We start from the raw sequence: 22,428 nt of genomic DNA on the forward strand, positions 1-22,428 counted from the left end.
CAAAAGGAGCCCGAGATGGAAGAGTGGGTTGGCTATAAATGGCACGAGTACGTTACCCGCCAGGCGCTGGGGGAGTTTCCGGAACATGCTGTTTATCTGAAAGACGAAGCCCGAAGCCTGGGGGTTCTGTTCCGCGCGTTTGGTGGCGACCCGGCGCTCAGCCTGGTAACGGCAGAGCCTCGCCATTTTCGCCTGCGCCGGCGCTTTTTGCATAAGCTTGCAGGCACTCACCGCAAATTCGAGCTGGCGTGGCGGGATGAACAAAACCTGCGCCTGCCCGAAAAAGTGGCCAGGTTCCCCTCTAAGCAGTTAAACCGTGACCTCTATATCTGGCTGGCTGCACTCGCGGCCTCACCTGTCCCGGACAGCAGTGACTGGTTCACCAGTAATCAGTCACTGGTTCAGAGTGTGATTGCCCGCTGGCCCGGCCTGGAAAATGTGTATCAGCGCCTGGTTCGTCAGACACTACGCTGGCGTCCGGACCCGGAAAACCTTCCGGAGAAGGAGGCCGCCTGTGAACGGGCCATCCGCCAGGCACTCGTTCATCCCGGCAGCGTAAACACCCTGCCCCCAGCCAGCACAGACCCCTGGCCTGTCATTGTCTGGCTGTACCCGGCGCTGGAACAAAGCACTGCCAGCGGCCAGGTAACCGGCGATGACGATAACCAGTCCAGCCCGGGCGGGCTGGCCAAGAAAAACAAACGCCGCCAGGCAGAGCGGGTCGATGCATTTGATCGCGACCAGGGTCTGATGATCTTTCGGCTGGAAAGCCTGTTCTCCTGGACCGACTTTATTCCGGTCGACCGGGCAGGCGATGATACAGACGAAGAAGACGCCGAAGCCGTGGCCGACGACATGGATATGATCTCCGTATCCCGGGACCGCAAAGAAACCTCATCGTCGATCAAGTTCGATCTCGACCTGCCCTCCGAAGAGCATGACGATCTTCGTCTTGGCCCCGGCATTCATTTGCCCGAATGGGACTGGCGCAGTCAGAGTTATCGCGATGCGTTCTGCTGCGTTCAGCCCATGCTGGCAAAAGATGTGGTGCCGGCTGAATTACCGGAGGACCTGCGCCGGCCTGCAAAGCGCCTGCAACGCCAGTTCAGTGCATTGAAGCCCCTGAAGCAATGGCAAAAACGGCAGGTGGATGGCGACGAACTGGACCTGGACGCCTGCCTTGAACGGGAAGTTCAAAATCGCCGCGGCCAGGGGGTGATTGACCAGAAACTGTTTCAGCGCTGCCAGCAAAATCAGCGCGACCTTGCGTGCCTGGTGCTTGCAGACGCTTCTCTCTCAACCGAAACCTATATCAATAACCATCAACGCGTGATTGATATCGCCCGGGACGGTCTGCAACTGCTCAGCGAAGCCCTGCAGGCCAGCCGTGATCCGTTTGCGCTGTTTGCCTTCTCATCGCGGCGGCGGGATCACGTGCGGTTTCATCATCTGAAAAGCTTTGATGAGGCCTACACCAGCACCATCCGGGGCCGGATTCAGGCTCTGGAACCCGGCTTCTATACCCGCATGGGCGCAGCCATCCGCCAGTCAATCAAACTGCTGCAGACGCGCCACGAGCACCAGAAAATTTTGTTACTGCTGACCGACGGCAAACCCAACGACCTGGATATCTATGAAGGCAGGTACGGCGTTGAAGACACCCGCATGGCGGTACAGGAAGCACACAAGGCCGGCATTACACCTTTTTGCGTCACCATTGATGATGAGGCCAGCGATTACCTGCCTTACGTGTTCGGCAGTAACAACTATGTGGTGATTCGCGATCCGGCACAGCTGCCGCTGCAACTGCCTAAACTCTACCTTAACCTGACACAGTGATATGACCGACCTGACGCTTGCTCCAGACACCGATGCCCGCCAGCTACCCGGCGACCTTGCCGTATGGATCTTCATTTTCGCCGAACTGGCGGTGTTCGGAATTATGTTCATTGGCTTCGCTGTAGCCCGAAGCCTTGACCCCGCCACCTTCCATGCAGGTCGTGAGGTTTTGCACCCCTGGATCGGGCTACTGAATACCGCTGCTCTGATTACCGCCAGTTACCTGGTCGCCACAGCTGTTCACCAGCTTCGGGACAGACGCTCTGGCGCCCATTGGCGGCTCTGGTGTGCGATTGCTGTTTCCGGCATATACACCGTTGGCAAACTGTACGAATACGTGAACCTGTATAGCCAGGGATACAATCTGAGCACCGACACCTTTTTCATGTTTTACTTTTTCCTCACCTTCTTTCACTTCATGCACGTCATTCTGGGCCAGGTAGTTCTGGTTGTTCTCGCGGTCAAAGTCGGCAACGGCGACTACGACGGCTCGGATATGAACGGCATGGAATCCGGCGCGTCGTACTGGCACATGGTGGATCTGGTATGGCTGGTGCTGTTTCCGATGATTTATGTACTGGCTTAGGAAGGGCTGACTATGTTGACGGTTTACTTTGCACTGATGATTTGCACCGCCTTGCCGGTCTTTGCTCTTAAGGCAGGGATGGGGCTGGGGTTTCTCGTCTGGCTGGTGTTTGCAATGGTGATTGTTAAAGGCTTACTGCTGGTGGATCACTTCATGGAAATGAAGCAGGCGCCCCGTGCCTGGCGCCTGCTTGCCCATGCCTGGGCACCTGTTGTGATTGTCGCGGTGGCAGGGTTCCATCTGATTACCTGACCCAGCATCTGGTACTGAGAAGAATGGGGAAAAAGCTGCACCTGGCACCGAGGGGGTAAAGCTATCCAAAACTGTGCGGAGCCATGGATGGCGGAGCTCAAGCGTCACAGGGACGTGCCGCAAGGAGCGTGTTTTGGATAGCTTTACCCCCTCGGGGCCCAACGCCAACTTTAAAGACTACAACCACTTAGCCGGAAAATAAGGCATTTTCCCGGACATGGCCTGGGCCAGAGAGATTATTCCCCAAAGGACAAAACCTGTGTGCAATGCCACCGCCCAGACACCTGCAAATGTCCAGAAATGCCCCATGTCTCCAAACACTGTCCAGCCGATGGCGATACCGGAACTGATCAGGATAAAACCAGTTACCGACATAAGCACAGCTGCCCGGGTATGGGCCCGGCGTACATCATTCACCCTTGACCTTTGGGAATACATCCAGAGCAACACCACAAAACCAATAACCGGTATCGCAAGCAGGTTCAACAAGTACCAAAAAACAGGAACAACCGCCCCACTAGCGGCTTTCTTCTGGGCGACCGAATACTGCATATACCACCTCCATCAATGAATTAACTGTTGCCTCGTCGTCCGAAAGCGGCTCAATCATGCCTGCAAGGCAAGCGGCTGTTGCGGGCACTCCGGCACGAATCAAAAGTGCCGTGTGTATCAGCAACCGCGTTGATGCTGCTTCTTCCAGATCATGGTCTTTCAGGTTCCGCAAAGCAGTAGCAAGGCTCACGAGCTGCTGTGCGAGGTCGCTGTCGCAACCGGACTCCGCCATCACAATGGTTTTTTCTGACTCTTCCGAGGGGTAATCAAACCGCAGTGATACAAATCTTTGTCGGGTGCTGGGCTTCATACCTTTGAGCAGGCTCTGATACCCCGGGTTGTAGGAAACCACCAGCATGAACCCAGGCGCGGCCGTCAGGAGCTCGCCCGTGCGCTCTATAGGCAACTCCCGGCGATCATCCGCCAATGGGTGCAGTACCACCGTGGTATCCTTCCGCGCTTCGACCACCTCATCCAGGTAACAGATACCGCCCTCGCGCACGGCGCGGGTTAATGGGCCGTCCTGCCAATAGGTGCCTTCTGGCCCAATCAGGTGCCGCCCGACAAGGTCGGCCGCTGTCAGATCGTCATGGCAGGCAACGGTATAAACCGGCCGGTTCAGCTTCTCCGCCATATACCGGACAAACCGGGTTTTACCGCACCCGGTCGGGCCTTTGATCAAAACCGGCAGGCCGTTGTCAGCGGCCGCCTGAAAGAGTTCTGTTTCGTTACCAACTGGCTGGTAAAACGTCATCTGCAGACATCCTTGGTTATTGGCTTGTGTTCAGAGCCCGAGCTTGTGGGCCCGACTGGTAAAGAAGATGCCGCTGGGGCTTTGCGCGCCTAACTCGGCAACCGGTTCCAGCGTGCGGGTGTTGTAAACCGTCACCCGGTTACTGTCCCGTGACGACACCCACACTTCCTCACCTCTTGGTGTAAACTCCATATGTAATACTGACTTGCCTGGCTCCAGGGTGCGGATTACCTTGCGGGTCCGGGAGTCAATCACCTGGATAACATCGTTTTTCGGGTGCGCAAAACTTACCCAGATGTTTCGGTTGTCCGGACTGGCCATAACAAACACCGGCTGCCCCTGGACCGGAATTTTTTCTACCAGAGACCAGTCATTCATATCGGCCACCAGAACCTGATGGTGCCCGACGGCAGGTATGAATGCCCTGCCGTCTGCAACTGTCCAACCCTCCAGATGGGGCATCTTATACACGGGCAGCGGCTGCTCGCCCCTGCCGTAACCGGGCAGGATTTCAACAACACCCGCATCGATATCCCACAAATCCAGCATAGACAGGCCGTCTTCACCGAACAGGCCGGCAATGTAATGGCGACCATCGGGCGTGATCATGGAATCATAGGGTGCTTTCCCCGCTTCAAAACGTGTCAGTTCCGGCTGACTGCCGGCCACATCATCCGGCATATCCAGAACCCAGATCTGCCCGGCATCGAAGAGGCTGAAAACAAACCGGTTCCCCGGTGCATCAACCAAGCCAACGGTTTTGGACTGGCCCTTTTCACCGTTAGCTTTTGTGTAAGTCGCGGGAATGTCGGCAACCAGATCCAGAGTTGTGCTATCAAACACCTTCACCCCGCCAGGCTCATAATTAGACACAGCCACATAACGACCGTCCTGGGAAATGGCACCGCCGATACTGTTTCCGGACTGAATAACCCGGCCAACAATGGATTGTGTGAGCAGATCAACCTTGGTAAGGCCCCCATCGCGGCCGAAGACAAAGCCGTAACGGGCATCCCGGGAGTAAACCACCGAGGCATGGGACAGATCCCCTAATCCTTCAATACGATGAAGCACGCTACGGTTCGTCGTGTTAATAACCAGCACAGAGCCGGTTGCCCGCTCTATAACCAGCCCAAGATCGCCTGTCCCCATCACGCTGTTTGCCATAGCGTCGGGTGCCGGTGCTTTATCTGTCGCCGAAAAGACCTGGCAACCGCTCACCAATGCTGTGATCAGCACCAGCATAAACATTCGTTTTACACAGCGGGGTATCCCCTGCATCTGTTATTCCTCCAGACTGGTTATCAGGGTGCGATCAGAGCGCCTGTTTTTAACTGGTGGCTGATCCACTGGATATCAGCAGGCGCCAGAAGCGGCTTCCAGGGCGGCATTGCAGTTCCCGGCACGCCCTCTCTGATAATGGCGGCAATCGCCCCTTCGGGCAGGTTTTTCAGATTTTCAGGCCGAAGCGGCGGCCCCAGCCCACCCTTCAGGGACAATCCGTGACAGGAACCACAATCCTGAATCACAAAATTCTCAAGCTCAGCCTGAGTGTCAGAACGGGCAAGCTGCTCAGTGGCCCCCAGAGCAGCAGACGTAACCAGTAATACAAGCGATGTCAGGCTCAAACCCAGGCATCGCTTCACTCCACTCCATTCGGAACCATCCACGGGCTGACCTCCTCCAGGTTTCCGGGTTACCCACCATCTACTGGCGCCACCATATTATTCATTATCAATACTGGTTTAAAGGACTTTTATCTACAACGACCCTTTGGTTATACCACCGGTTGGGTACCTACCAAACAATCAACATACATCTGATTTTCATCAATGTTCGACAAGCAAAAGAAGAGAACCCTACACACACTCTTAAATCCAAGGAGAGAACCTGATGAGAGCACCCGAACTGTTTTTGAAACCTCTGGCACTTGCCGTGGCCGTTACATCCCTGGGAGTGATGACTGCGAACGCCGCCCCGAAGAATGCAGACCCGGCCGAAACGGCCTATGAAGGCACGGCCAGTGCTATTGATTCAAAGTCTGCCAACGTTGTCCGGTCGCCGGGCGCCCCGGACCTGACAGATGATGAGTTCGAACAATCCAAAAAAATATTTTTCGAGCGCTGTGCCGGCTGTCACGGGGTGCTGCGTAAGGGCGCTACCGGTAAGGCGCTGACCCCCGATCTGACCCAGGACAAAGGAATCGACTACCTCAAGACGTTCATCACTTACGGCTCACCCGCTGGCATGCCCAACTGGGGCACGTCGGGCGAGTTAAGTGAAGATGAAGTCACCATGATGGCCAAGTACCTGATGCACGAGCCACCCGCACCGCCGGAGTGGAGTCTCGCGGATATGAACGACACCTGGGAGGTGCTCATCGCGCCGGAAGACCGCCCCACAGAGCAAATGAACGATCTGAATCTGGCTAACCTGTTCAGCGTGACGTTGCGTGATGCTGGCGAGATTGCCCTGATTGACGGCGACTCCAAAGAGATTGTTGAAATACTGAAAACCGGTTATGCGGTACATATTTCCCGCATGTCCGCCTCTGGTCGTTACCTGTTTGTGATCGGTCGGGATGCAGCGATCAATATGGTTGATCTGTGGATGGAGCACCCGGATACCGTGGCCAAGATCAAGATAGGCCTGGAAGCCCGCTCCGTGGAAACCTCAAAGTACAAAGGCTATGAAGATCAGTTTGCGGTTGCCGGGGCGTACTGGCCGCCCCAGTTCGTAATCATGGATGGACAGACCCTGGAACCGAAGAAGATTGTGGCTACCCGGGGAATGACCGTAGACACCCAGGAATACCACCCTGAGCCACGTGTAGCGGCTATTGTTTCGTCGCACGAGCATCCGGAGTTCATTGTTAACGTGAAAGAAACCGGCAAGATCATGCTGGTGAACTACGAAAACCTGGACAACCTGAGCACCACGACCATAGACGCCGCAAGATTTCTCCACGACGGTGGCTGGGACAGCAGCATGCGGTACTTCATGACAGCCGCCAACCAGTCCGACAAGATTGCGGTTGTCGACTCTAAAGAGCGTGAACTCGAAGCCCTCGTGGATGTGGGCAAAATTCCTCACCCCGGCCGTGGCGCCAACTTTGTGGACCCGGAACATGGTCCTGTCTGGGCAACCAGTCACCTGGGCGACCCCACCATTCAGATGATCGGCACAGACCCCGAAGGTCACCCGGACAAAGCCTGGAAAGTGGTTCGCACGATCAACGGTCAGGGTGGCGGCTCCCTGTTCATCAAAACCCACCCGAAATCCCGGAACCTGTACGTGGATACGGCGCTGAACCCGGCGGAATCGGTCAGCCAGAGCGTGGCTGTGTATGACATCAACAATCTGGAAGGCGGCTACGACGTACTGCCCATCGCCGAGTGGGCAAACCTGGGCGACGGGCCCAAGCGTGTTGTGCAGCCGGAATACAACGTCGCAGGCGACGAGGTCTGGTTCTCTGTGTGGAATGGCAAAGAGCAGAGATCGGCCATCGTGGTCGTGGATGACAAGACCCGCAAGCTGAAAAAGGTGATCGACGACGAGCGACTGGTTACTCCGACCGGCAAGTTCAACGTCTACAACACTCAGCATGACGTCTACTAAGCGCCACTGAAACCGTGCGACCCGGAGGAGACGAAACATGAGACTGGACCCAACCGACCAGCAACTGATCAATCACTTTCAGCGGCATTTGCCGGTGTGTGAACGGCCTTACCTGGACATCTCCCGGCAACTGGACATGTCCGAGCAGGAGGTCATTGAGCGCTTGCAGTCGTTACAGTCCCGAAACGTCATCAGCCGGGTCGGGCCGGTATTTGAGCACAGCCGGGCAGGCGCAAGCCTGCTGGCTGCCGTGGCGGCTCCGCACGAGCAGGTGGATCAGGTCGCCGCCCGGATCAACCGCGCGCCCGGCGTTAATCATAATTACGCCCGGGAGCACGACTACAATCTCTGGTTTGTCATGACAGCGCCGGACAACGAACAACTGGATGAGCGCCTCGACACCCTGGAAAACCACCTGAAACTGCCCATGCTACGCCTTCCCATGGTTGAGGGTTATCACATTGACCTGGCCTTCGACATCGACTGGGAGGCATTGACATGAGCAGCGCCTGGGGCTTACTGCGGCTCAGACAGCAACTCGAAAAAGGGCTACCGCTTGTACCCCGCCCCTACCAGGCACTTGGCGAGCGCACCGGCCTTTCTGAGCAGGAAGTCATGAACGCCATTACCCAATGGCAAAATGATGGCCTGATCAAGCGTTTCGGCCTGGTAGTGAAACACCGCACACTGGGCTACACCGCCAACGCCATGGTGGTCTGGGACGTGCCTGATGAACAGGTGAAGGCTCTGGGCCAGACCCTGGCGGGCGTACCATTTATTACCCTCTGTTACCAGCGACCGAGACAGCTTCCGGACTGGCCTTACAACCTGTTCTGCATGATTCACGGCACTGACCGCACACGCGTACTGGCACAACTCGACAGTCTGATTGCCGACCAGAACCTGCAACACATTCAGCATGCGGTGCTGTTCAGTAACAAAACCTACCGCCAGCGTGGGGGGTGTTATGCCAGCCACGACTGAATCCCGCCGCCAGACCCCGATTGCCACCCTGAACCAGGTTGAGAAGGCACTGGTTAACCGTCTGCAACATGGCCTGCCTCTTGTGCACTACCCTTATGCCGCCATCGCAAGCGAACTGGGCCTCAGCGAACAACAGGTTCTCGAGGGTATTAAAAAACTGCTGGCCGAAGGCGTTCTGACACGGTTTGGCCCCATGTTTCACGCTGGTGAACTGGGCGGCGGCCTCACACTGGCTGCCATGCGTATTCCTGAAGCGGACTATGAAAAAGTGACCGGACAGGTAAACAGCTTTCCCGAGGTGGCCCATAACTACCGCCGCGAACACGATCTGAACATGTGGTTTGTATTGGCAACCGAAACCCAAAGCGCCATTACAGACACCATTTGCGCTATTGAAAACGTTACCGGTTACCCGGTTTACAACATGCCAAAGGAGCAGGAATTCCATGTCCACCTCCACTTCCCTGTCTGAAACAGGTGCACTGACCCGCTTTGTGATGACCGACACGGACCGCAAACTGATCCTGGCCACCCAGGCCGGTCTGCCACTGGTTGCTAACCCTTGGGCCGAACTTGGAAAGCAACTGCAAATGGACGCTGATGACGTGCTGGCCCGCTTTCAGGCTATGCAGCAAGCGGGCGTGATACGCAGAGTTGCTGCCGTACCAGACCATTATCGCCTGGGCTACCGCTATAACGGCATGACCGTATGGGATGTGCACGACGACCACATTGCTGAACTCGGTGCCGCCGTTGGTGAGCTGCCGTTTGTCAGCCACTGCTACCGGCGCCCACGACACCTGCCCTATTGGTCCTTCAACCTGTTCGCCATGGTGCATGGCACCACCCGGGAGGAAGTAGAAAGCAAGGCCACGCAAATACGGGCCGTTCTCGGCGATGCCTGTCGGCAGCACACCATTCTTTACAGCTCGGCCATTCTCAAGAAAACCGGCCTGCGGCTGCGCAAATAAGATAAGGGGAAGCACCATGTTCAGAATGACCCGCTACATAAAAAGCCTGATGAACCCGGCCCCGGTGAAAGCCATTCCCAAACCCTCCGGCCCGGTTGTCATCTGGAACCTGATCCGTCGCTGCAACCTCACCTGCAAGCACTGTTATTCGGTTTCTGCAGACATAGATTTCAAGGGTGAGCTGAGCACCGACGAGGCCTATACCGTTATGGACGACCTGAATACCTTTGGTGTTCCTGTCCTGATCCTGTCGGGCGGTGAACCGTTGATGCGGCCCGACATTTTTGACATTTCACGACGTGCGAAAGCGTTGGGTTTTTACGTAGGCCTGTCCAGTAACGGCACCCTGATTACTGAAGACAACATTCAGCAGATTGCCGACGCCGGCTATGATTATGTGGGCATCAGCATTGACGGCCTTGAGCAAACCCATGACGAATTCCGTCAGAAAAAAGGCGCCTTTGCCGCTTCCATGAAAGCGGTCAGGCTCTGCAAGGACGCGGGCATCAAAGTGGGTCTGCGTTTCACCCTCACCCAGGATAACGCACCGCAGCTGCCAGACATGCTCAGGCTGCTGGACGAGCACGATATTGACAAGTTTTACCTGTCACACCTGAACTACTCCGGCCGGGGCGGTCGTAACCGCAAGCGGGACGCGTGGTATGACATGACCCGGGATGCCATGAACCTGCTGTTCAACCATTGCCATGAAGAACTGAAGCGCGGCATTGAGCGGGAATATGTAACTGGCAATAACGACGCCGATGGCCCGTTTCTGTTGCAGTGGGCCGCGGAGCATTACCCCGACCAGGTGCCGGCTCTTGAACAGCGGCTGATGAACTGGGGCGGCAATTCCTCAGGCGTGAATATCTCCAATATCGACAACCTGGGGGTTGTCCACCCGGACACCTTCTGGTGGGACTACAACCTTGGCAATGTGCGCGAAAAGCCCTTTTCCCGCATCTGGTCCGAAGCGGATGACGAGCTGATGGAAGGCTTGCGCCAGCTACCTCGCCCGGTCAAAGGCCGGTGCGCCCGGTGCAAGTACCTGGCCATCTGCAACGGCAACACCCGGGTCCGGGCCTACAATATGTCCGGTGATTTCTGGGAAGAAGACCCGGGCTGTTACCTCACCAACGAAGAGATTGGCGTTCTCGACATGCCCAGGCGCGTCGCCGCCCCGGTGATCGGGATTCCGGTCCACAACCTGTAAGGAATGCATCATGACAATCAGCCAGAGAAAGAAACGCCTGGTGGAATTCCAGCTGGCAGAGCAACCTTTCCGGGCCGGCGAGGTTGCCATTGTCGGCGCTGGTCCGGGGGACCCCGGACTATTGACACTCAGGGCCCTGATGCTGATCCAGCAGGCTGACGCAGTGGTTTACGACCGGTTGGTGTCGCCACAGATCATGGAACTGGTGAACCCTCTCGCAGAACGGTTTCATGTGGGAAAAGCCAGCGGATGCCACTCCGTTCCCCAGGAAGACACCAATGAACTACTGGTACAACTGGCCATAAAACAGCGCCGCGTAGTACGGCTGAAAGGCGGAGACCCTTATATCTTTGGTCGTGGTGGCGAGGAGGCAGAGTTCCTGGTGGAGAACGATATTGATTTTCTGGTGGTCCCTGGAATCACTTCTGCTTCCGGCTGCGCGTCCTATTGCGGCATCCCCCTGACACACAGGGACTACGCGCAAAGCGTTACCTTCGTAACCGGGCACCGTAAAGCGGACCATGCCTTTGAACTCAACTGGAAGGTGCTGGCCGCGCCGGGACAGACCCGGGTGTTCTACATGGGGCTGCATAACGCTCCTACGATTGTCCGGGAGCTGACCGCCCATGGCCTGTCAGGTGACTGCCCCGTGGCCCTGGTGGAGCGTGGCACCACATCGCAACAGCACATGGCCGTAACGACGCTCACCAATCTGGAGCAAACCATTGCAATGGAAGGCTTCCAGCCACCCACGCTGATCATTGTTGGTGAGGTTGTACAACTGGCAGAAAAACTGGCGCAACCGGTTCAGGCCGGCTGGGACAGCGCCTTAACCAGTCTGGCTGCTGCCCATGCAACGCTGCGTCCCGCATAAGGCGAGATCAGCGACCTTTATCAATACTGCAAACGGGAAGCTCGATGCAAAAAACTCTGAACGTCCTGATGCTGAGCGCAGGCCTGCTGACTGCGCCTCTGGTTATGGCCAGCACAGATACGCCCACCGAAACCCTGTATCAGCAACACTGTGCAAGCTGCCATGGCAGTGACCGCCTGGGTGGAATGGGGCCGGCCCTGCTACCCGAAAACCTCTCGCGCCTGAAACAAAGCCAAGCCGAAGCGGCTATCCGTGAGGGCCGGCCCGCCACCCAGATGCTTGGCTTTGCCGACACATTGAGCGACGAATCCATTACCGCTCTCGCCGACTATATCTACCAGCCACCGGCACAGGAGCCGGCCTGGGACAAACGCGAAATTGTAGGCAGCCACCTGCTGCCACACCCTTCAGGCTCACTGCCCGATACGCCGGCGTACAGTGCCGATATGATGAACCTGTTCCTGGTGGTGGAAATTGGTGACCACCACGTTACCCTGCTTGACGGCGACAGCATGGAACCCATCCACCGTTTCGCCAGCCGCTATGCCCTGCATGGCGGGCCCAAGTACAGCCCCGACGGCCGCTACGTCTATTTTGGCTCTCGCGATGGCTGGATTACCAAGTATGATCTCTACAACCTCAAAGTGGTTGCAGAAGTCCGTTCCGGCATCAACATGCGCAATATCGCCGTATCTGCCGATGGCAAGCATGTGCTGGCTGCCAACTATCTGCCTCACACCCTGGTCCTGTTCGATGCAGACAACCTCGACCTCCTGGAAATTATCCCGGTGGAAAATGATGCAGGTGAAAGCTCCCGGGTGAGCGCAGTTTACGCAGCGCCACCGCGCAACAGCTTCATTGCGGCGCTGAAAGATATTCCCCAGGCCTGGGAAATCACGGTAGAAAATAATCAGGCTCGCTTACGCAAAATGCAAACGGACACCTGGCTTGACGACTTCTTTTTCGATCCGGATTACGAGCACCTCATCGGCGCCGCCCGCGATGGCAAGCACGGTCTGGTTATCAATCTGGACACCGGGGAGACGACCGCCGAGCTGCCCTTGCCGGGCATGCCTCATCTGGGCTCCGGCATAACCTGGGATTACAACGGATCCCGGGTTATGGCCACGCCCCACTTCCGCACAGGCGCCGTCTCTATCATTGATATGGATAGCTGGAAGGTCATCAAGACCCTGGAAACAGCTGGCCCGGGGTTCTTCATGCGCAGCCACGAAAACTCCCGCTACGCCTGGGTCGACGTTTTCTTTGGCCCTAACAAAGACAAGGTCCACGTGATTGACAAGCAGACCCTGGAAATTGTGAAAACACTACAGCCGGAACCCGGTAAAGTTGCAGCCCATGTCGAGTTTGACCGTGAGGGTAAAAAACTGCTGCTGAGCATCTGGGATGAAGACGGCGCCGTGATTGTCTACGACGCCGATACGCTGGAGGAAGAGAAGCGCATCCCGATGAACAAGCCCTCGGGAAAATACAACGTATGGAACAAGATTAATTACGAAGAAGGAACCAGCCACTAGGCGTCTGCAGCGGTTCCTTCAGCGAGTTAAGCCGGCTCAGGTCTTCAAACGGTTTAGCTCGCTATCCAGTATCTCAACTTCCTTGTCCAGGGAGTCGCCACTTCCTCGTAACCGCTGCGCCAACTCCCGAAGATCCTGAGCCGCATCACCAATTTCCGTGAGGTTCTGGTTAATTTCTTCACTCACGGAGCTTTGCTCCTCAGCAGCCGTTGCTACCTGAGTAACATGTTCAACAATCGTGGCTATACGTGTTACGACAGCGGCCAGTGAATGATCGGCTTCACGGGTTCCATCAACCGCCATAGCTGCCCGGCTAACACCCTCATCGATGACCGAGACCGTCTGATGCACATCCTGCTGCAGGCCTTCAATCATCTCGCTGACGTCATCCGTTGACCTCCGGGTGCGAGAAGCCAATGTACGGACCTCATCTGCAACCACGGCAAAGCCCCGGCCCTGTTCGCCGGCCCGGGCTGCTTCAATGGCCGCATTCAGGGCCAGCAGGTTGGTTTGCTCCGACACTCCCCGAATCACATCGAGAATACGATTGATCTCATCACTCCGGTGGGCAACCTGGCTAATCGCCTTGCCGGCTTCGTCCATATCAGCCGCTAATGCACTCACGCCTTCAACGGCTGAGCCCAGGGTTGTTTGTGTAAACCGGATACCATCCTGAGCCTGCTGGGCATTGCTGGCAGACTCACTGGCAAAGCCTGCCACTTCTCCAGCTGCAGCCGACATTTCATTCATGGCAGCAACGACGCTGTCCATCTCACGATGTTGTCTGGCCGAATTTTCATCCGTTTCCTGAGCGATCGAACTCACATCGGAGGCTTGCTGATGTACCCGCACATTAACCGCTTTCAGGTCGTTGATCATAGAGCGCAAGCGCTCAAGGAATGTATTAAATCCACCTGCCAGCTCAATCAGCTCGGCGTGGGTATCAATTTCCAGCTCCCGGGTCAGGTCGCCTTCGGCACTGCTGAGGTTATTCATGCGATCACGAATTACCTCTATGGGGCGTACAACTGAGCGGACCAATGCAATCAACAACAATACCGACAGTACTGACACCACAACGCCGACAAGTAACTGGCGTTCCGCTGTTGCTGCCACCTCGTCTGAAAGTAGTGAGATAATATTATCAAGCTCTCCCAGGGCGGCTGCACGTGGCAGCTCAATCAACAACGACCACTCCCGCCCTGTGTCTGCAATACGCACGGGGTATGAAACTGCCAGGGTTTCACCGTCGTCATAACGGCCACCGGATTGATGCAGGCTGGTCATCTCGCCGGCAAGCTCAGGCATTACTTCCCGCAGCGGTCTCGCCAATGCATGCCCGTAATGACTGCCCGCAACAATCAGGCCTTTCTCGCTCAGCAAAGTGACTCGCGAATCCCCACCATACAACTGCTGGCTGACCGATTTCACTTCATTCTGCAGGGTATCAAGATTGATATCGACCCCCACGACACCATCAAACGTACCTTCGGTCAGTATCGGCACAACCAACGTGGTAACCAGCTTACTGTATCCATCCTCGATCTCGTAATTGTATGGCTCCATGATGCAGGCGCTTTTGGTTTCCATGGGACAGAAATACCACTCTGCCTCCCGATCACCGAACTCGTTCCGGGTTTCGTCGTATTTCTCGTCCGGATCATCAACCTGTTCAACCTGGATATCACCATTACGGTCACGAAAATAATATATCTCCAGGGTGCCTATCTCCGTACTATGGTCCTCTACGCCACCGGTAAAATAACGATCCTGGCCGTCGTACGCATCTGGCTCAAACTGGGCATAAATAGTACTCAGGTGTTCTTCTGAAACCAGTACCGAGCGCACCGCATCAGAAAGTGCACTGCGACTGATCCGTGCCGAGGCGCCGCCGGTGATGTTTTCCTCAATGATATTGCCCAGCACATCCGGAACTTTGAACGCAGCGTTAAACTTGCCGCTTACCTCCTCACCAAATTCCCCAGCGGTCGCAGACAATCGATCCATCACAATATCCTGTACCAGCGTGCTGGTTTCGGACGTAAGGCGTTGCTCCATATTATTCAGAGACATTTGCGCCGTTATCACCATACTGATTCCCATCACCAGCAAAAGACTGATAACAAGAGCATATAGCTTTATCTTAAGCGATAGCTTATTCATATGAAGAAAACCTTTTGAACACTTCCGTCGGGTAAATAGGTGGCTACATTTACTATTAGCGACCCGCCGGTACAATTCTTTACCCCCCCTTTGTTGGTTTTATGTAACCTCATCACCAGGAAGGTCTTATCGGAAGAACAGAAAAGCCTTAATGATTTAAGTCATTTCCAGTACCATCATTCTGTTAGAATCATTGGCACATTACTCAGCGGTACGAGCACAATGACACGTACATTCAGAACCGAAGTGTCCTCATCCCCCTGCATGCTGGGGGAGGACAACCCGGATATCATCCAGCATGAGCCAGCGTCACAGTCCACGGTCCTGCTTAATGGGCTCAGCCGCGTCTTTGGAATAAGACTTGGTGAGAACAAGGACTCTTCAGATGCCCGGTTTCTGAATGACCTTACTTGTCTGTTCCATCAGCAACGGGTTGATGTAGACGCGCAACTGGAGCAGCACGATACTCCCTGGGCCAATGTCTATCTGATCCAGTACGGTATCCTGCGCCTGTTCCGGGAGGCGCCCAACGGAAAAGTTGCGGTACATCACTTCTTTACCGAAGGTGATCTGGTCTGGCCGGTGTTTGGTCGTAGCCGCACAGTTCGCAACACCCTTTGCCTTGCGACGGTTACACCTGCCACTGTCTGGGCGGCTGATTTTTCCCAGTTCCGAGCGGCAATCCAGGCCCACGGGGAAGGTCTCTGGCCACAATTTGCGATGGCTCTGACCGAAGAACTGGCGGAGCTGACCAGTATGCGGGAGTTTCGCAAGCACACCATGCCGGCCAGGGAACGCTACCAGCTACTGGTTGAGGAATATCCGGAACTGGTCAGGCGGGTGCCCGATAACCAGCTGGCTTCCTGGCTGGGGGTTGTGCCTGCTACTTTCTCACGCCTTAAATCCAGCACGGCAAAACCAAACAAATAAGGAAAACAATATGACAGAAATACAGAAAACGCCCACCTGGTCCTCACCGGATGATCAGCCTTTCCGGTATTTTATGCAGGTACGGTATGCGGAGTGCGATGCCCAGAAGGTGGTTTTCAATGCCCGCTACGGGGACTACGTAGATCTTGCCGCTACTGAGTTTCTGCAAACTGTGTCTGATGACCACCCTGCAATAGAATCAGAATTCGATTATCAGGTGGTTAAACTGACCATAGAATGGAAGGCGCCAGCGCGCTCCCGCGACAAGCTGGAACTGTCGGTTCGCGCAACCCATCTGGGGAACACCTCCTTTGAGCTGACGATAGACATTCACAATGCAGAAACCGGGCAATACCTTGCCAGGGGCGAAATGATCGGGGTTGCCGTCGACCCGGAAACGCTGAGCAAAATCCCCATCCCGGAGGCGCTTAAAGAAGCCATGGAACAGGGCGCCAGAAACCGGCTTGTTGATCACGCGGGGCTTTTCACAGCCCCGCAGGCAAACAGAGCCTGATCAGAAGGCCCAGACCATCGCCATCAACACCCCCCAGGCCAGCAAGGACGCGGCCATAACGGTGTAAGTAGCCGACATGGTAATCACATCGTTAGGGCTACGATGGCACAGTGCGCGAAGCCCCTGATACACAAGTGTGCACGACAAAGCCATAGCAACCAGCACCACAACAACACTGAACATCACGGCCGGCACCAGCAGCGCAAGTGAAGACAGCCACAAAGGCACAGGCGCTATCGCCGCCAGCAAATACGCATTGTTATAACTGATCTCCAGCTTGTGGCCTTCTACGACTGCCTGTATCAGCCACCCCATCACAAAGAAGGTTAATAACTCTGCCAGGAAAAGAATGGTGGTAATAAAGCGCCATTCCTTGCCCGCGAACCCGGGAAGAAAGTCATCCCCATAATGAGTTCCGGCATAATACAGGAGCACTGGCGGTAGCAGTGATAACGGCACCACAACAAACCAGGCAAGCACGGGAATGGAAAGCTGACGGCGCTGAAGTTCAGCCCAGCCTCCGTTGCTGGAAAACGGAAGTTTAAGCAAGCTTGAAACATTCATGTTGGACCTCCTTGCTCTCGGGCGGAGGCATTTGCCTCTCGGGACAGCGTCTGTAATATTATCATCGTTTCTAACTACTCTTTTTAGGCGCAGAAAGCCTGACCGTCAACGTACCAGGATGATCTTGAACAAGTCAGATACCCGGCGCAAACCAAAAAACCAGACGTTCTGGGTGTTTTTCCCGGCAGCGAGCCTGCTGGCTGCCTTGGCCGTACCCCTGTCAGTCTGGGCTGTCTGGTCAGGCACGGGCTGGCCTGCGGGATTGCTTGGCACTGGTCATGGGCATGAGCTGATTTTTGGTTTCGCCCTGGCGGTTATCGCCGGTTATACTCTGGGCCCCCAGCCCGCCTCTGTTGTCTATCCCCTGTTTGGGCTTTGGCTGGCTGCACGGCTGAGCTGGTTCTTCTGGCCAGACAGCCTCCTGGCGCAAACTCTCAGCCCTGCCTTTACCCTGCTGCTGGCCTGGCATGTTGTGCCGCGCTTCAATGCCGCCAAGAAGTGGCGAAACAAGATGGTTGGGCCCCTCATCCTCGTTCTCTGCCTATTGGCTGCACTGGTCGGGCTTGCCGAAGCACTCGGGCCATTTGATACGTCGTGGCTTCCGGGGCACTTGCAGCTGATGCACTCGGCGATCGCCGGATTACTCCTGCTGATGACCTTTATGGGCGGAAGAGTCATAGCACCTGCTGTTGCAGGCACTCTGGAAAAGAAAGGGATCCCTCTTGAAGCACGGGTTCAGCCACGGATTGAAGGGGCACTGATTGTAACGCTGGGCTGTACCGTTTTCCTGACAGCATTTCCGGCTGCCAACCCGGTTGCGGGCAGCCTTCTGGTGATTGCTTCGGGACTGATCACCCTGCGAACCCTGCGCTGGAAGCTGTGGCTTTGCCCGGAAAGACCCGACTTACTGGTTCTGGGCCTGGGCTATGTATGGCTTGCTGTTGGTGCTTTGCTTACCGGCGCTGCATTGTTGTTGGGCAAGACTCCGGCACCGGCTTTGCATGTGATCACTATAGGCGCGCTTGGCGTCCTCTCCACCAGCATTATGCTGCGTTTAGCCTGGCAGCGCGGCCACCGTAAGCCACCGGCGACAACAGACGTTACACTTATCGCAACCCTTCTGTCCGGTGCTGCTATAAGCCGGCTTGTGGCCGGCAGCGCCCCTTTCAGCTCACCTGCACTTTTATGGCTCTCTGCAGGTTTATGGGCAGTGACCTACTTCTGGGTGTTTATAAGACTCCAAACCCTCAGAAAACATGCAAAAAAGCGGCAGAAATGAATGGCTACCTCTCCTGCGCCAACTCAAAGTTTTGTTACCCAATTGGTAGTATTACCACTATAACCAATTGAAATAAAACGATTTTATCCACCTTAAAAAGAGCCCCTCTCTATAGCTGAAAGCCACTCCTGTCCCAGACACGCTTTCCTTGACAAATATCATGATTGATCATGAGCTTCACTTAGCACAATAGTGTCATTAAGCCCGACAACCACATTCATTGGGGGTCAGGGCATGCTAACCAAGGGGGCATTTTTATGGCTAAAACCAACGCTGATATCGAACACTGGGATGTCGAAAGCGAGGAATTCTGGGAACGGGAAGGCAAGGGCATTGCGTCCCGCAACCTGTGGATATCTATTCCAAGTCTGATGATGGGGTTTGCCATCTGGCTGATGTGGGGAATGATCACCACACAGATGCAGAGTCTGGGCTTCCCTTTCAGTATTGATCAGCTTTTCAGTCTGTCTGCAATCGCAGGCCTTTCGGGCGCCACGCTGCGGATTCCAGCGTCGTTCATGATCAAAATTGCCGGTGGCCGGAACACGGTTTTCCTGACCACAGCTCTGCTGATGATCCCGGCAGCCGGAACCGGCTTCGCCCTGATGAACCCGGACACTCCGTTTATTGTGTTCCAGGCACTGGCACTGCTCTCTGGCATTGGTGGTGGTAACTTTGCCTGCTCCATGAGCAATATCAGCGCTTTCTACCCCAAGAACAGACAGGGTTATGGCCTGGGAATGAACGCCGGGCTTGGTAACTTTGGCGTTACCACTATGCAGATTCTGATCCCGTTGGTGATGACGGCGGGCGTATTCGGCGTTCTTGCCGGCGACTCCATGCAACTACAAAGCCCCAGCGGCACGCTCATTGGGCGCATAGAGGCAGGCACCGACACCTGGATCCAGAACGCCGGATTTATCTGGCTGGTTTTTCTGATTCCCCTGGCCTTCGCCGGCTGGTTCGGCATGAATAACCTGAAGGTGGTTACCCCGAACCCGGGTAGCCCGGCTTCTGCGTTTGGTAAAATTCTCGGGCTTTACGGTGTGGGAATTCTCACATCTGTAATCGGCGTCTGGGCGCTGAGCATCATGAACATGTGGCTCGCCCTGCCACTGACCATTATTTTGACCGTAGTTCTGCTACGGCTGATCCCCGGTAAAATCAAGCCAAACATCAAGAACCAGTTTGCCATCTTTGGCAATAAGCACACCTGGTCCATGACTGTGCTGTACATCCTGACCTTTGGCTCGTTCATTGGTTTCTCGGCAGCACTGCCCCTGTCGATCAGCGTTATTTTTGGCAACATGATGGAGGTAGCAGCAGACGGCACCGTAACCCGCGTTGTGAACCCGGACGCCCCCAGCGCAATGACCTGGGCCTGGATGGGGCCGTTCGTAGGCGCCCTCATCCGCCCGGTCGGGGGCTGGATTTCCGACAAAATGGGGGGATCGATCGTTACCCAGATCATCTCTGTCATCATGGTTGTGGCATCCGTGGCAACCGGTTATGTAATGATGCTGGCTTATAACTCCACCGATCCGAACAACTACTTTGCCCTGTTCCTGATTCTGTTCATCGTGCTGTTCGCCGCCAGCGGCATTGGCAACGGCTCCACCTTCCGCAGCATCGGTTACATTTTTGACCAGCAACAAAAAGGCCCTGTCCTCGGGTGGACCAGCGCCATTGCCGCCTATGGTGCCTTTATTGCACCCAAACTTATGGGCCAGCAAATCCAGGCGGGCACACCGGAACTGGCCATGTACGGCTTCGCAGTGTTCTACGCACTCTGCCTGGTGGTGAACTGGTGGTTCTATCTGCGCAAAGGCGCCTACATCAAAAACCCGTAATGCATGTGTTCCAGGCCGGCGAACTCGCGCCGGCCAAAATCGACAGGGAGTAACATCACGATGATCGTGCCAACCAAAACGCAGCAGCATCGCGCACTTGGCCTTTCCACCCTGGCCTTCACACTCTGCTTTGCTGTATGGACAATTTTTTCCATTATCGGCATCCGCATTGCTGAAGACCTGGGTCTTTCAGACACTCAGCTTGGCCTGCTAATGGCCACCCCCATCCTGACGGGTTCAATCAGTCGTCTGTTTCTGGGCATCTGGACAGACCGCTACGGCGGTCGCTGGGTGTTCGGCATACTCATGCTTACCACGGCTGCATGCGTTTACCTGCTGACTTTTGCCACGACTTACCCGATGTTGCTGGTTGGCGCCCTGGGGGTTGGCCTTGCCGGTGGCTCGTTTATTGTAGGTGTTGCCTACGCAGCGGCCTGGTTTGAACCAGCCCGCCAGGGCACAGCACTGGGAATTTTCGGAGCGGGTAACGTAGGGTCTGCAGTCACCAACTTCGGCGCTCCTTTCCTGCTGGTCGCACTTGGCTGGGAAGCTACCGCGCAGGTCTACGCCACCGTGCTGGCGATTATGGGTGTCGCCTTTATCCTGCTGGCCAAAGAGGACCCGGTTTCTGCTAACCGTAAGAAAGACGAAGAGCAACGGTCGTTTCTTGAGCAAATGGCTCCGCTCAAAGACCTGCGGGTCTGGCGCTTTTCGCTTTATTACTTTTTCGTTTTCGGGGCCTTTGTCGCGCTGGCACTATGGCTCCCGCACTATCTGATCGGCGTTTACGGCCTGGATATCCGCACAGCGGGCATGATTGCCGCGCTCTACACCATCCCTGCTTCCCTGTTCCGTATCCTTGGCGGCTGGATGTCTGACCGTTTTGGTGCCCGGCGTGTGATGTACTGGACGTTTATTGCCTCGGTGGTCTCTACCTTTCTGCTGAGCTACCCACCCACAGACTATATTGTGCACGGTATTGACGGTGACATCAGCTTCACACTGGAAGTAAATCTGCCTGTATTTATTGTCCTGATTTTCACCCTGGGCTTTTTCATGTCTCTGGGAAAAGCGGCCGTTTATAAACACATTCCTGTGTACTACCCGATGCACGTAGGCGCTGTTGGTGGTGTCGTTGGCATGATTGGCGGGCTTGGTGGTTTTATTCTGCCACTGACCTTTGGCGTCCTGAACGACGTAACCGGCATCTGGCAGAGTAACTTTATGCTGATGTTTGTGATTGTTGCCGCCGCCCTGGCGTGGATGCATTACGCCATCCGTTCCGCTGAACGGGTCGAGTGGGCAGCCAATGAAGAACAGACCGATTTGCCGGAACTGGCATCGCCTCAGCTCTTCTACCCTTTAAACCGCCAGCCGGACGAGGACAAGAGTACAAACTGATGGCAGCATAGAAGCCGGTGGCCGCTACTTGCGCGGCCACCGGCTTGTTACTCCGGCGCAACCTGAGCGTTGGTCACTACTCAGAAAATAACCGGCTTGGCCATGGCCAGGTGAAAGATAGCCGATACCTGCAGTAAAGCCAGAACCGCTGCCACTACGCGCACCGGGCGGGACACAGTCACTTTCAGAGCAAACAGACCGGCGGCAATGTAGCCCAGAAGCAACAGGATTTTGCCCAGTAGCCAGCCCTGAGTCAGTGGGTTCCAGCTACCGGCTACCAACAGGCTGATGGCAGCAACAAGCAGTATTGTGTCGTTGGCATGGGGAATCCAGCGCAGCGGGGTCTGACGCCAGGCCGGCTTTCCTACAGCATCCAGCAGTAAGCGTAAGGCAAACAGGGCCACTGTAAGATAGGCTGTGGTCATGTGAAGATGCTTCAGGATCAGGTAAGTGCTCATAAATCATTCCATTGTGAATCAAAACGATAGCGGCATTGTACGCAAAAATACTACCAATCGGGTATGTTATTTCTGATCCGCTACATTT

Annotated in this window: 23 protein-coding genes; 16 read left to right on the forward strand and 7 right to left on the reverse strand. The window is 55.5% G+C overall.

Translation table 11 applies throughout. The annotated features are described in order from the left end of the window. The first annotated feature begins 15 nt into the window (after window positions 1-15). The 3 genes from FFI95_RS00330 to FFI95_RS00340 are packed head-to-tail and all read left to right on the forward strand — an operon-like array spanning window position 16 to window position 2,677. The gene (locus FFI95_RS00330) at window positions 16-1,839 is read left to right on the forward strand and encodes a nitric oxide reductase activation protein NorD (RefSeq protein ID WP_144820365.1); all 1,824 of its coding nucleotides are present in this window, start codon (window positions 16-18) and stop codon (window positions 1,837-1,839) included. A 1-nt stretch (window position 1,840) separates the two neighbouring features. Continuing rightward, window positions 1,841-2,425 (forward strand): cytochrome c oxidase subunit 3, encoded by a 585-nt coding sequence (locus FFI95_RS00335; RefSeq protein WP_144820366.1) that lies wholly within the window; start codon window positions 1,841-1,843, stop codon window positions 2,423-2,425. 12 nt (window positions 2,426-2,437) lie between these two features. Further along, window positions 2,438-2,677, forward strand: a complete 240-nt coding sequence (locus tag FFI95_RS00340) for a cytochrome C oxidase subunit IV family protein (RefSeq protein WP_144820367.1) — start codon at window positions 2,438-2,440, stop codon at window positions 2,675-2,677. A 177-nt stretch (window positions 2,678-2,854) separates the two neighbouring features. On the opposite strand, the gene FFI95_RS00345 is transcribed toward FFI95_RS00340, so the two are convergent. From FFI95_RS00345 to FFI95_RS00360, 4 genes are all read right to left on the reverse strand, one after another. Then, complete coding sequence (locus FFI95_RS00345) at window positions 2,855-3,229, reverse strand: hypothetical protein (protein WP_144820368.1); 375 nt, start codon at window positions 3,227-3,229, stop codon at window positions 2,855-2,857. Further along, entirely contained in the window at window positions 3,195-3,983 is a 789-nt protein-coding gene (locus FFI95_RS00350) for a CbbQ/NirQ/NorQ/GpvN family protein (RefSeq protein ID WP_144820369.1), read from the reverse strand. Before FFI95_RS00350 ends, FFI95_RS00345 begins: the two co-directional genes overlap by 35 nt. A gap of 30 nt (window positions 3,984-4,013) precedes the next feature. Further along, window positions 4,014-5,150, reverse strand: a complete 1,137-nt coding sequence (locus FFI95_RS00355) for a cytochrome D1 domain-containing protein (protein ID WP_246069403.1) — start codon at window positions 5,148-5,150, stop codon at window positions 4,014-4,016. 137 nt (window positions 5,151-5,287) lie between these two features. Beyond that, window positions 5,288-5,653, reverse strand: coding sequence for a c-type cytochrome (locus FFI95_RS00360; RefSeq protein ID WP_246069303.1), 366 nt, complete (start codon window positions 5,651-5,653; stop codon window positions 5,288-5,290). Between the two features lie 223 nt (window positions 5,654-5,876). Here FFI95_RS00360 and FFI95_RS00365 point away from each other — a divergent pair, with 223 nt between their 5' ends. The 8 genes from FFI95_RS00365 to FFI95_RS00400 are packed head-to-tail and all read left to right on the forward strand — an operon-like array spanning window position 5,877 to window position 13,181. After that, entirely contained in the window at window positions 5,877-7,601 is a 1,725-nt protein-coding gene (locus FFI95_RS00365) for a nitrite reductase (RefSeq protein ID WP_144820371.1), read from the forward strand. A 37-nt stretch (window positions 7,602-7,638) separates the two neighbouring features. Further along, window positions 7,639-8,103 (forward strand): AsnC family transcriptional regulator, encoded by a 465-nt coding sequence (locus tag FFI95_RS00370; RefSeq protein ID WP_144820372.1) that lies wholly within the window; start codon window positions 7,639-7,641, stop codon window positions 8,101-8,103. Continuing rightward, window positions 8,100-8,585: a siroheme decarboxylase subunit beta gene (gene ahbB / locus FFI95_RS00375; protein WP_144820373.1), complete on the forward strand. Its 486-nt coding sequence runs from the start codon at window positions 8,100-8,102 to the stop codon at window positions 8,583-8,585. The genes FFI95_RS00370 and ahbB (FFI95_RS00375) overlap by 4 nt, the downstream gene beginning before the upstream one ends. 28 nt (window positions 8,586-8,613) lie before the next feature. Beyond that, window positions 8,614-9,057, forward strand: a complete 444-nt coding sequence (locus FFI95_RS00380) for an Lrp/AsnC family transcriptional regulator (RefSeq protein ID WP_144821402.1) — start codon at window positions 8,614-8,616, stop codon at window positions 9,055-9,057. Between the two features lie 25 nt (window positions 9,058-9,082). Next, window positions 9,083-9,556 carry a siroheme decarboxylase subunit beta gene (gene ahbB, locus FFI95_RS00385; protein ID WP_144821401.1) on the forward strand — a complete coding sequence of 158 codons (474 nt, stop codon included), beginning with the start codon at window positions 9,083-9,085 and terminating at the stop codon, window positions 9,554-9,556. Between the two features lie 16 nt (window positions 9,557-9,572). After that, window positions 9,573-10,769, forward strand: coding sequence for a heme d1 biosynthesis radical SAM protein NirJ (nirJ, locus tag FFI95_RS00390; RefSeq protein WP_144820374.1), 1,197 nt, complete (start codon window positions 9,573-9,575; stop codon window positions 10,767-10,769). A gap of 10 nt (window positions 10,770-10,779) precedes the next feature. Further along, on the forward strand, window positions 10,780-11,643 hold the full coding sequence (gene cobA / locus FFI95_RS00395) for a uroporphyrinogen-III C-methyltransferase (RefSeq protein WP_144820375.1): 864 nt from the start codon (window positions 10,780-10,782) through the stop codon (window positions 11,641-11,643). Between the two features lie 44 nt (window positions 11,644-11,687). Next, complete coding sequence (locus tag FFI95_RS00400; protein ID WP_144820376.1) at window positions 11,688-13,181, forward strand: cytochrome D1 domain-containing protein; 1,494 nt, start codon at window positions 11,688-11,690, stop codon at window positions 13,179-13,181. Window positions 13,182-13,217: 36 nt separating this feature from the next. Here FFI95_RS00400 and FFI95_RS00405 read toward each other — a convergent pair whose 3' ends face one another. Then, window positions 13,218-15,344, reverse strand: a complete 2,127-nt coding sequence (locus tag FFI95_RS00405; protein WP_144820377.1) for a methyl-accepting chemotaxis protein — start codon at window positions 15,342-15,344, stop codon at window positions 13,218-13,220. A 222-nt stretch (window positions 15,345-15,566) separates the two neighbouring features. Between FFI95_RS00405 and FFI95_RS00410 the strand changes: the two genes are divergently transcribed. After that, window positions 15,567-16,274 carry a Crp/Fnr family transcriptional regulator gene (locus FFI95_RS00410; protein ID WP_144820378.1) on the forward strand — a complete coding sequence of 236 codons (708 nt, stop codon included), beginning with the start codon at window positions 15,567-15,569 and terminating at the stop codon, window positions 16,272-16,274. A 10-nt stretch (window positions 16,275-16,284) separates the two neighbouring features. Then, window positions 16,285-16,788, forward strand: coding sequence for an acyl-CoA thioesterase (locus FFI95_RS00415; protein WP_144820379.1), 504 nt, complete (start codon window positions 16,285-16,287; stop codon window positions 16,786-16,788). Here the strand turns inward: FFI95_RS00415 and FFI95_RS00420 are convergent, their stop codons facing one another. Next, complete coding sequence (locus tag FFI95_RS00420) at window positions 16,789-17,352, reverse strand: YIP1 family protein (protein WP_144820380.1); 564 nt, start codon at window positions 17,350-17,352, stop codon at window positions 16,789-16,791. A gap of 124 nt (window positions 17,353-17,476) precedes the next feature. Here FFI95_RS00420 and FFI95_RS00425 point away from each other — a divergent pair, with 124 nt between their 5' ends. The 3 genes from FFI95_RS00425 (at window position 17,477) to FFI95_RS00435 (ending at window position 21,882) form a co-directional block, all read left to right on the forward strand. Beyond that, window positions 17,477-18,631, forward strand: coding sequence for an NnrS family protein (locus FFI95_RS00425; RefSeq protein WP_246069305.1), 1,155 nt, complete (start codon window positions 17,477-17,479; stop codon window positions 18,629-18,631). Between the two features lie 257 nt (window positions 18,632-18,888). Next, window positions 18,889-20,481, forward strand: coding sequence for an MFS transporter (locus FFI95_RS00430; RefSeq protein ID WP_144820382.1), 1,593 nt, complete (start codon window positions 18,889-18,891; stop codon window positions 20,479-20,481). Window positions 20,482-20,541: 60 nt separating this feature from the next. Next, on the forward strand, window positions 20,542-21,882 hold the full coding sequence (locus tag FFI95_RS00435; RefSeq protein ID WP_144820383.1) for an MFS transporter: 1,341 nt from the start codon (window positions 20,542-20,544) through the stop codon (window positions 21,880-21,882). 80 nt (window positions 21,883-21,962) lie between these two features. Here FFI95_RS00435 and FFI95_RS00440 read toward each other — a convergent pair whose 3' ends face one another. Next, window positions 21,963-22,340: a SirB2 family protein gene (locus FFI95_RS00440; protein ID WP_144820384.1), complete on the reverse strand. Its 378-nt coding sequence runs from the start codon at window positions 22,338-22,340 to the stop codon at window positions 21,963-21,965. Between the last annotated feature and the right edge of the window lie 88 nt (window positions 22,341-22,428).

It is taken from the genome of Marinobacter piscis, from assembly GCF_007671655.1.
Lineage (GTDB): Bacteria > Pseudomonadota > Gammaproteobacteria > Pseudomonadales > Oleiphilaceae > Marinobacter > Marinobacter piscensis.

What these genes read in the sequence shown, in the direction of transcription:
- FFI95_RS00410 (WP_144820378.1), top strand. Translation starts at nt 15,567, where the DNA reads ATGACACGTACATTCAGAACCGAAGTGTCCTCATCCCCCTGCATGCTG.
- FFI95_RS00400 (WP_144820376.1), top strand. Translation starts at nt 11,688, where the DNA reads ATGCAAAAAACTCTGAACGTCCTGATGCTGAGCGCAGGCCTGCTGACT.
- nirJ (WP_144820374.1), top strand. Translation starts at nt 9,573, where the DNA reads ATGTTCAGAATGACCCGCTACATAAAAAGCCTGATGAACCCGGCCCCG.
- FFI95_RS00345 (WP_144820368.1), bottom strand. Translation starts at nt 3,229, where the DNA reads ATGCAGTATTCGGTCGCCCAGAAGAAAGCCGCTAGTGGGGCGGTTGTT.
- FFI95_RS00420 (WP_144820380.1), bottom strand. Translation starts at nt 17,352, where the DNA reads ATGAATGTTTCAAGCTTGCTTAAACTTCCGTTTTCCAGCAACGGAGGC.
- FFI95_RS00405 (WP_144820377.1), bottom strand. Translation starts at nt 15,344, where the DNA reads ATGAATAAGCTATCGCTTAAGATAAAGCTATATGCTCTTGTTATCAGT.
- FFI95_RS00330 (WP_144820365.1), top strand. Translation starts at nt 16, where the DNA reads ATGGAAGAGTGGGTTGGCTATAAATGGCACGAGTACGTTACCCGCCAG.
- cobA (WP_144820375.1), top strand. Translation starts at nt 10,780, where the DNA reads ATGACAATCAGCCAGAGAAAGAAACGCCTGGTGGAATTCCAGCTGGCA.
- ahbB (WP_144821401.1), top strand. Translation starts at nt 9,083, where the DNA reads ATGACCGACACGGACCGCAAACTGATCCTGGCCACCCAGGCCGGTCTG.
- FFI95_RS00355 (WP_246069403.1), bottom strand. Translation starts at nt 5,150, where the DNA reads ATGGCAAACAGCGTGATGGGGACAGGCGATCTTGGGCTGGTTATAGAG.
- FFI95_RS00435 (WP_144820383.1), top strand. Translation starts at nt 20,542, where the DNA reads ATGATCGTGCCAACCAAAACGCAGCAGCATCGCGCACTTGGCCTTTCC.
- FFI95_RS00365 (WP_144820371.1), top strand. Translation starts at nt 5,877, where the DNA reads ATGAGAGCACCCGAACTGTTTTTGAAACCTCTGGCACTTGCCGTGGCC.
- FFI95_RS00430 (WP_144820382.1), top strand. Translation starts at nt 18,889, where the DNA reads ATGGCTAAAACCAACGCTGATATCGAACACTGGGATGTCGAAAGCGAG.
- FFI95_RS00350 (WP_144820369.1), bottom strand. Translation starts at nt 3,983, where the DNA reads ATGACGTTTTACCAGCCAGTTGGTAACGAAACAGAACTCTTTCAGGCG.
- FFI95_RS00370 (WP_144820372.1), top strand. Translation starts at nt 7,639, where the DNA reads ATGAGACTGGACCCAACCGACCAGCAACTGATCAATCACTTTCAGCGG.
- FFI95_RS00340 (WP_144820367.1), top strand. Translation starts at nt 2,438, where the DNA reads ATGTTGACGGTTTACTTTGCACTGATGATTTGCACCGCCTTGCCGGTC.
- FFI95_RS00415 (WP_144820379.1), top strand. Translation starts at nt 16,285, where the DNA reads ATGACAGAAATACAGAAAACGCCCACCTGGTCCTCACCGGATGATCAG.
- FFI95_RS00440 (WP_144820384.1), bottom strand. Translation starts at nt 22,340, where the DNA reads ATGAGCACTTACCTGATCCTGAAGCATCTTCACATGACCACAGCCTAT.
- FFI95_RS00335 (WP_144820366.1), top strand. Translation starts at nt 1,841, where the DNA reads ATGACCGACCTGACGCTTGCTCCAGACACCGATGCCCGCCAGCTACCC.
- ahbB (WP_144820373.1), top strand. Translation starts at nt 8,100, where the DNA reads ATGAGCAGCGCCTGGGGCTTACTGCGGCTCAGACAGCAACTCGAAAAA.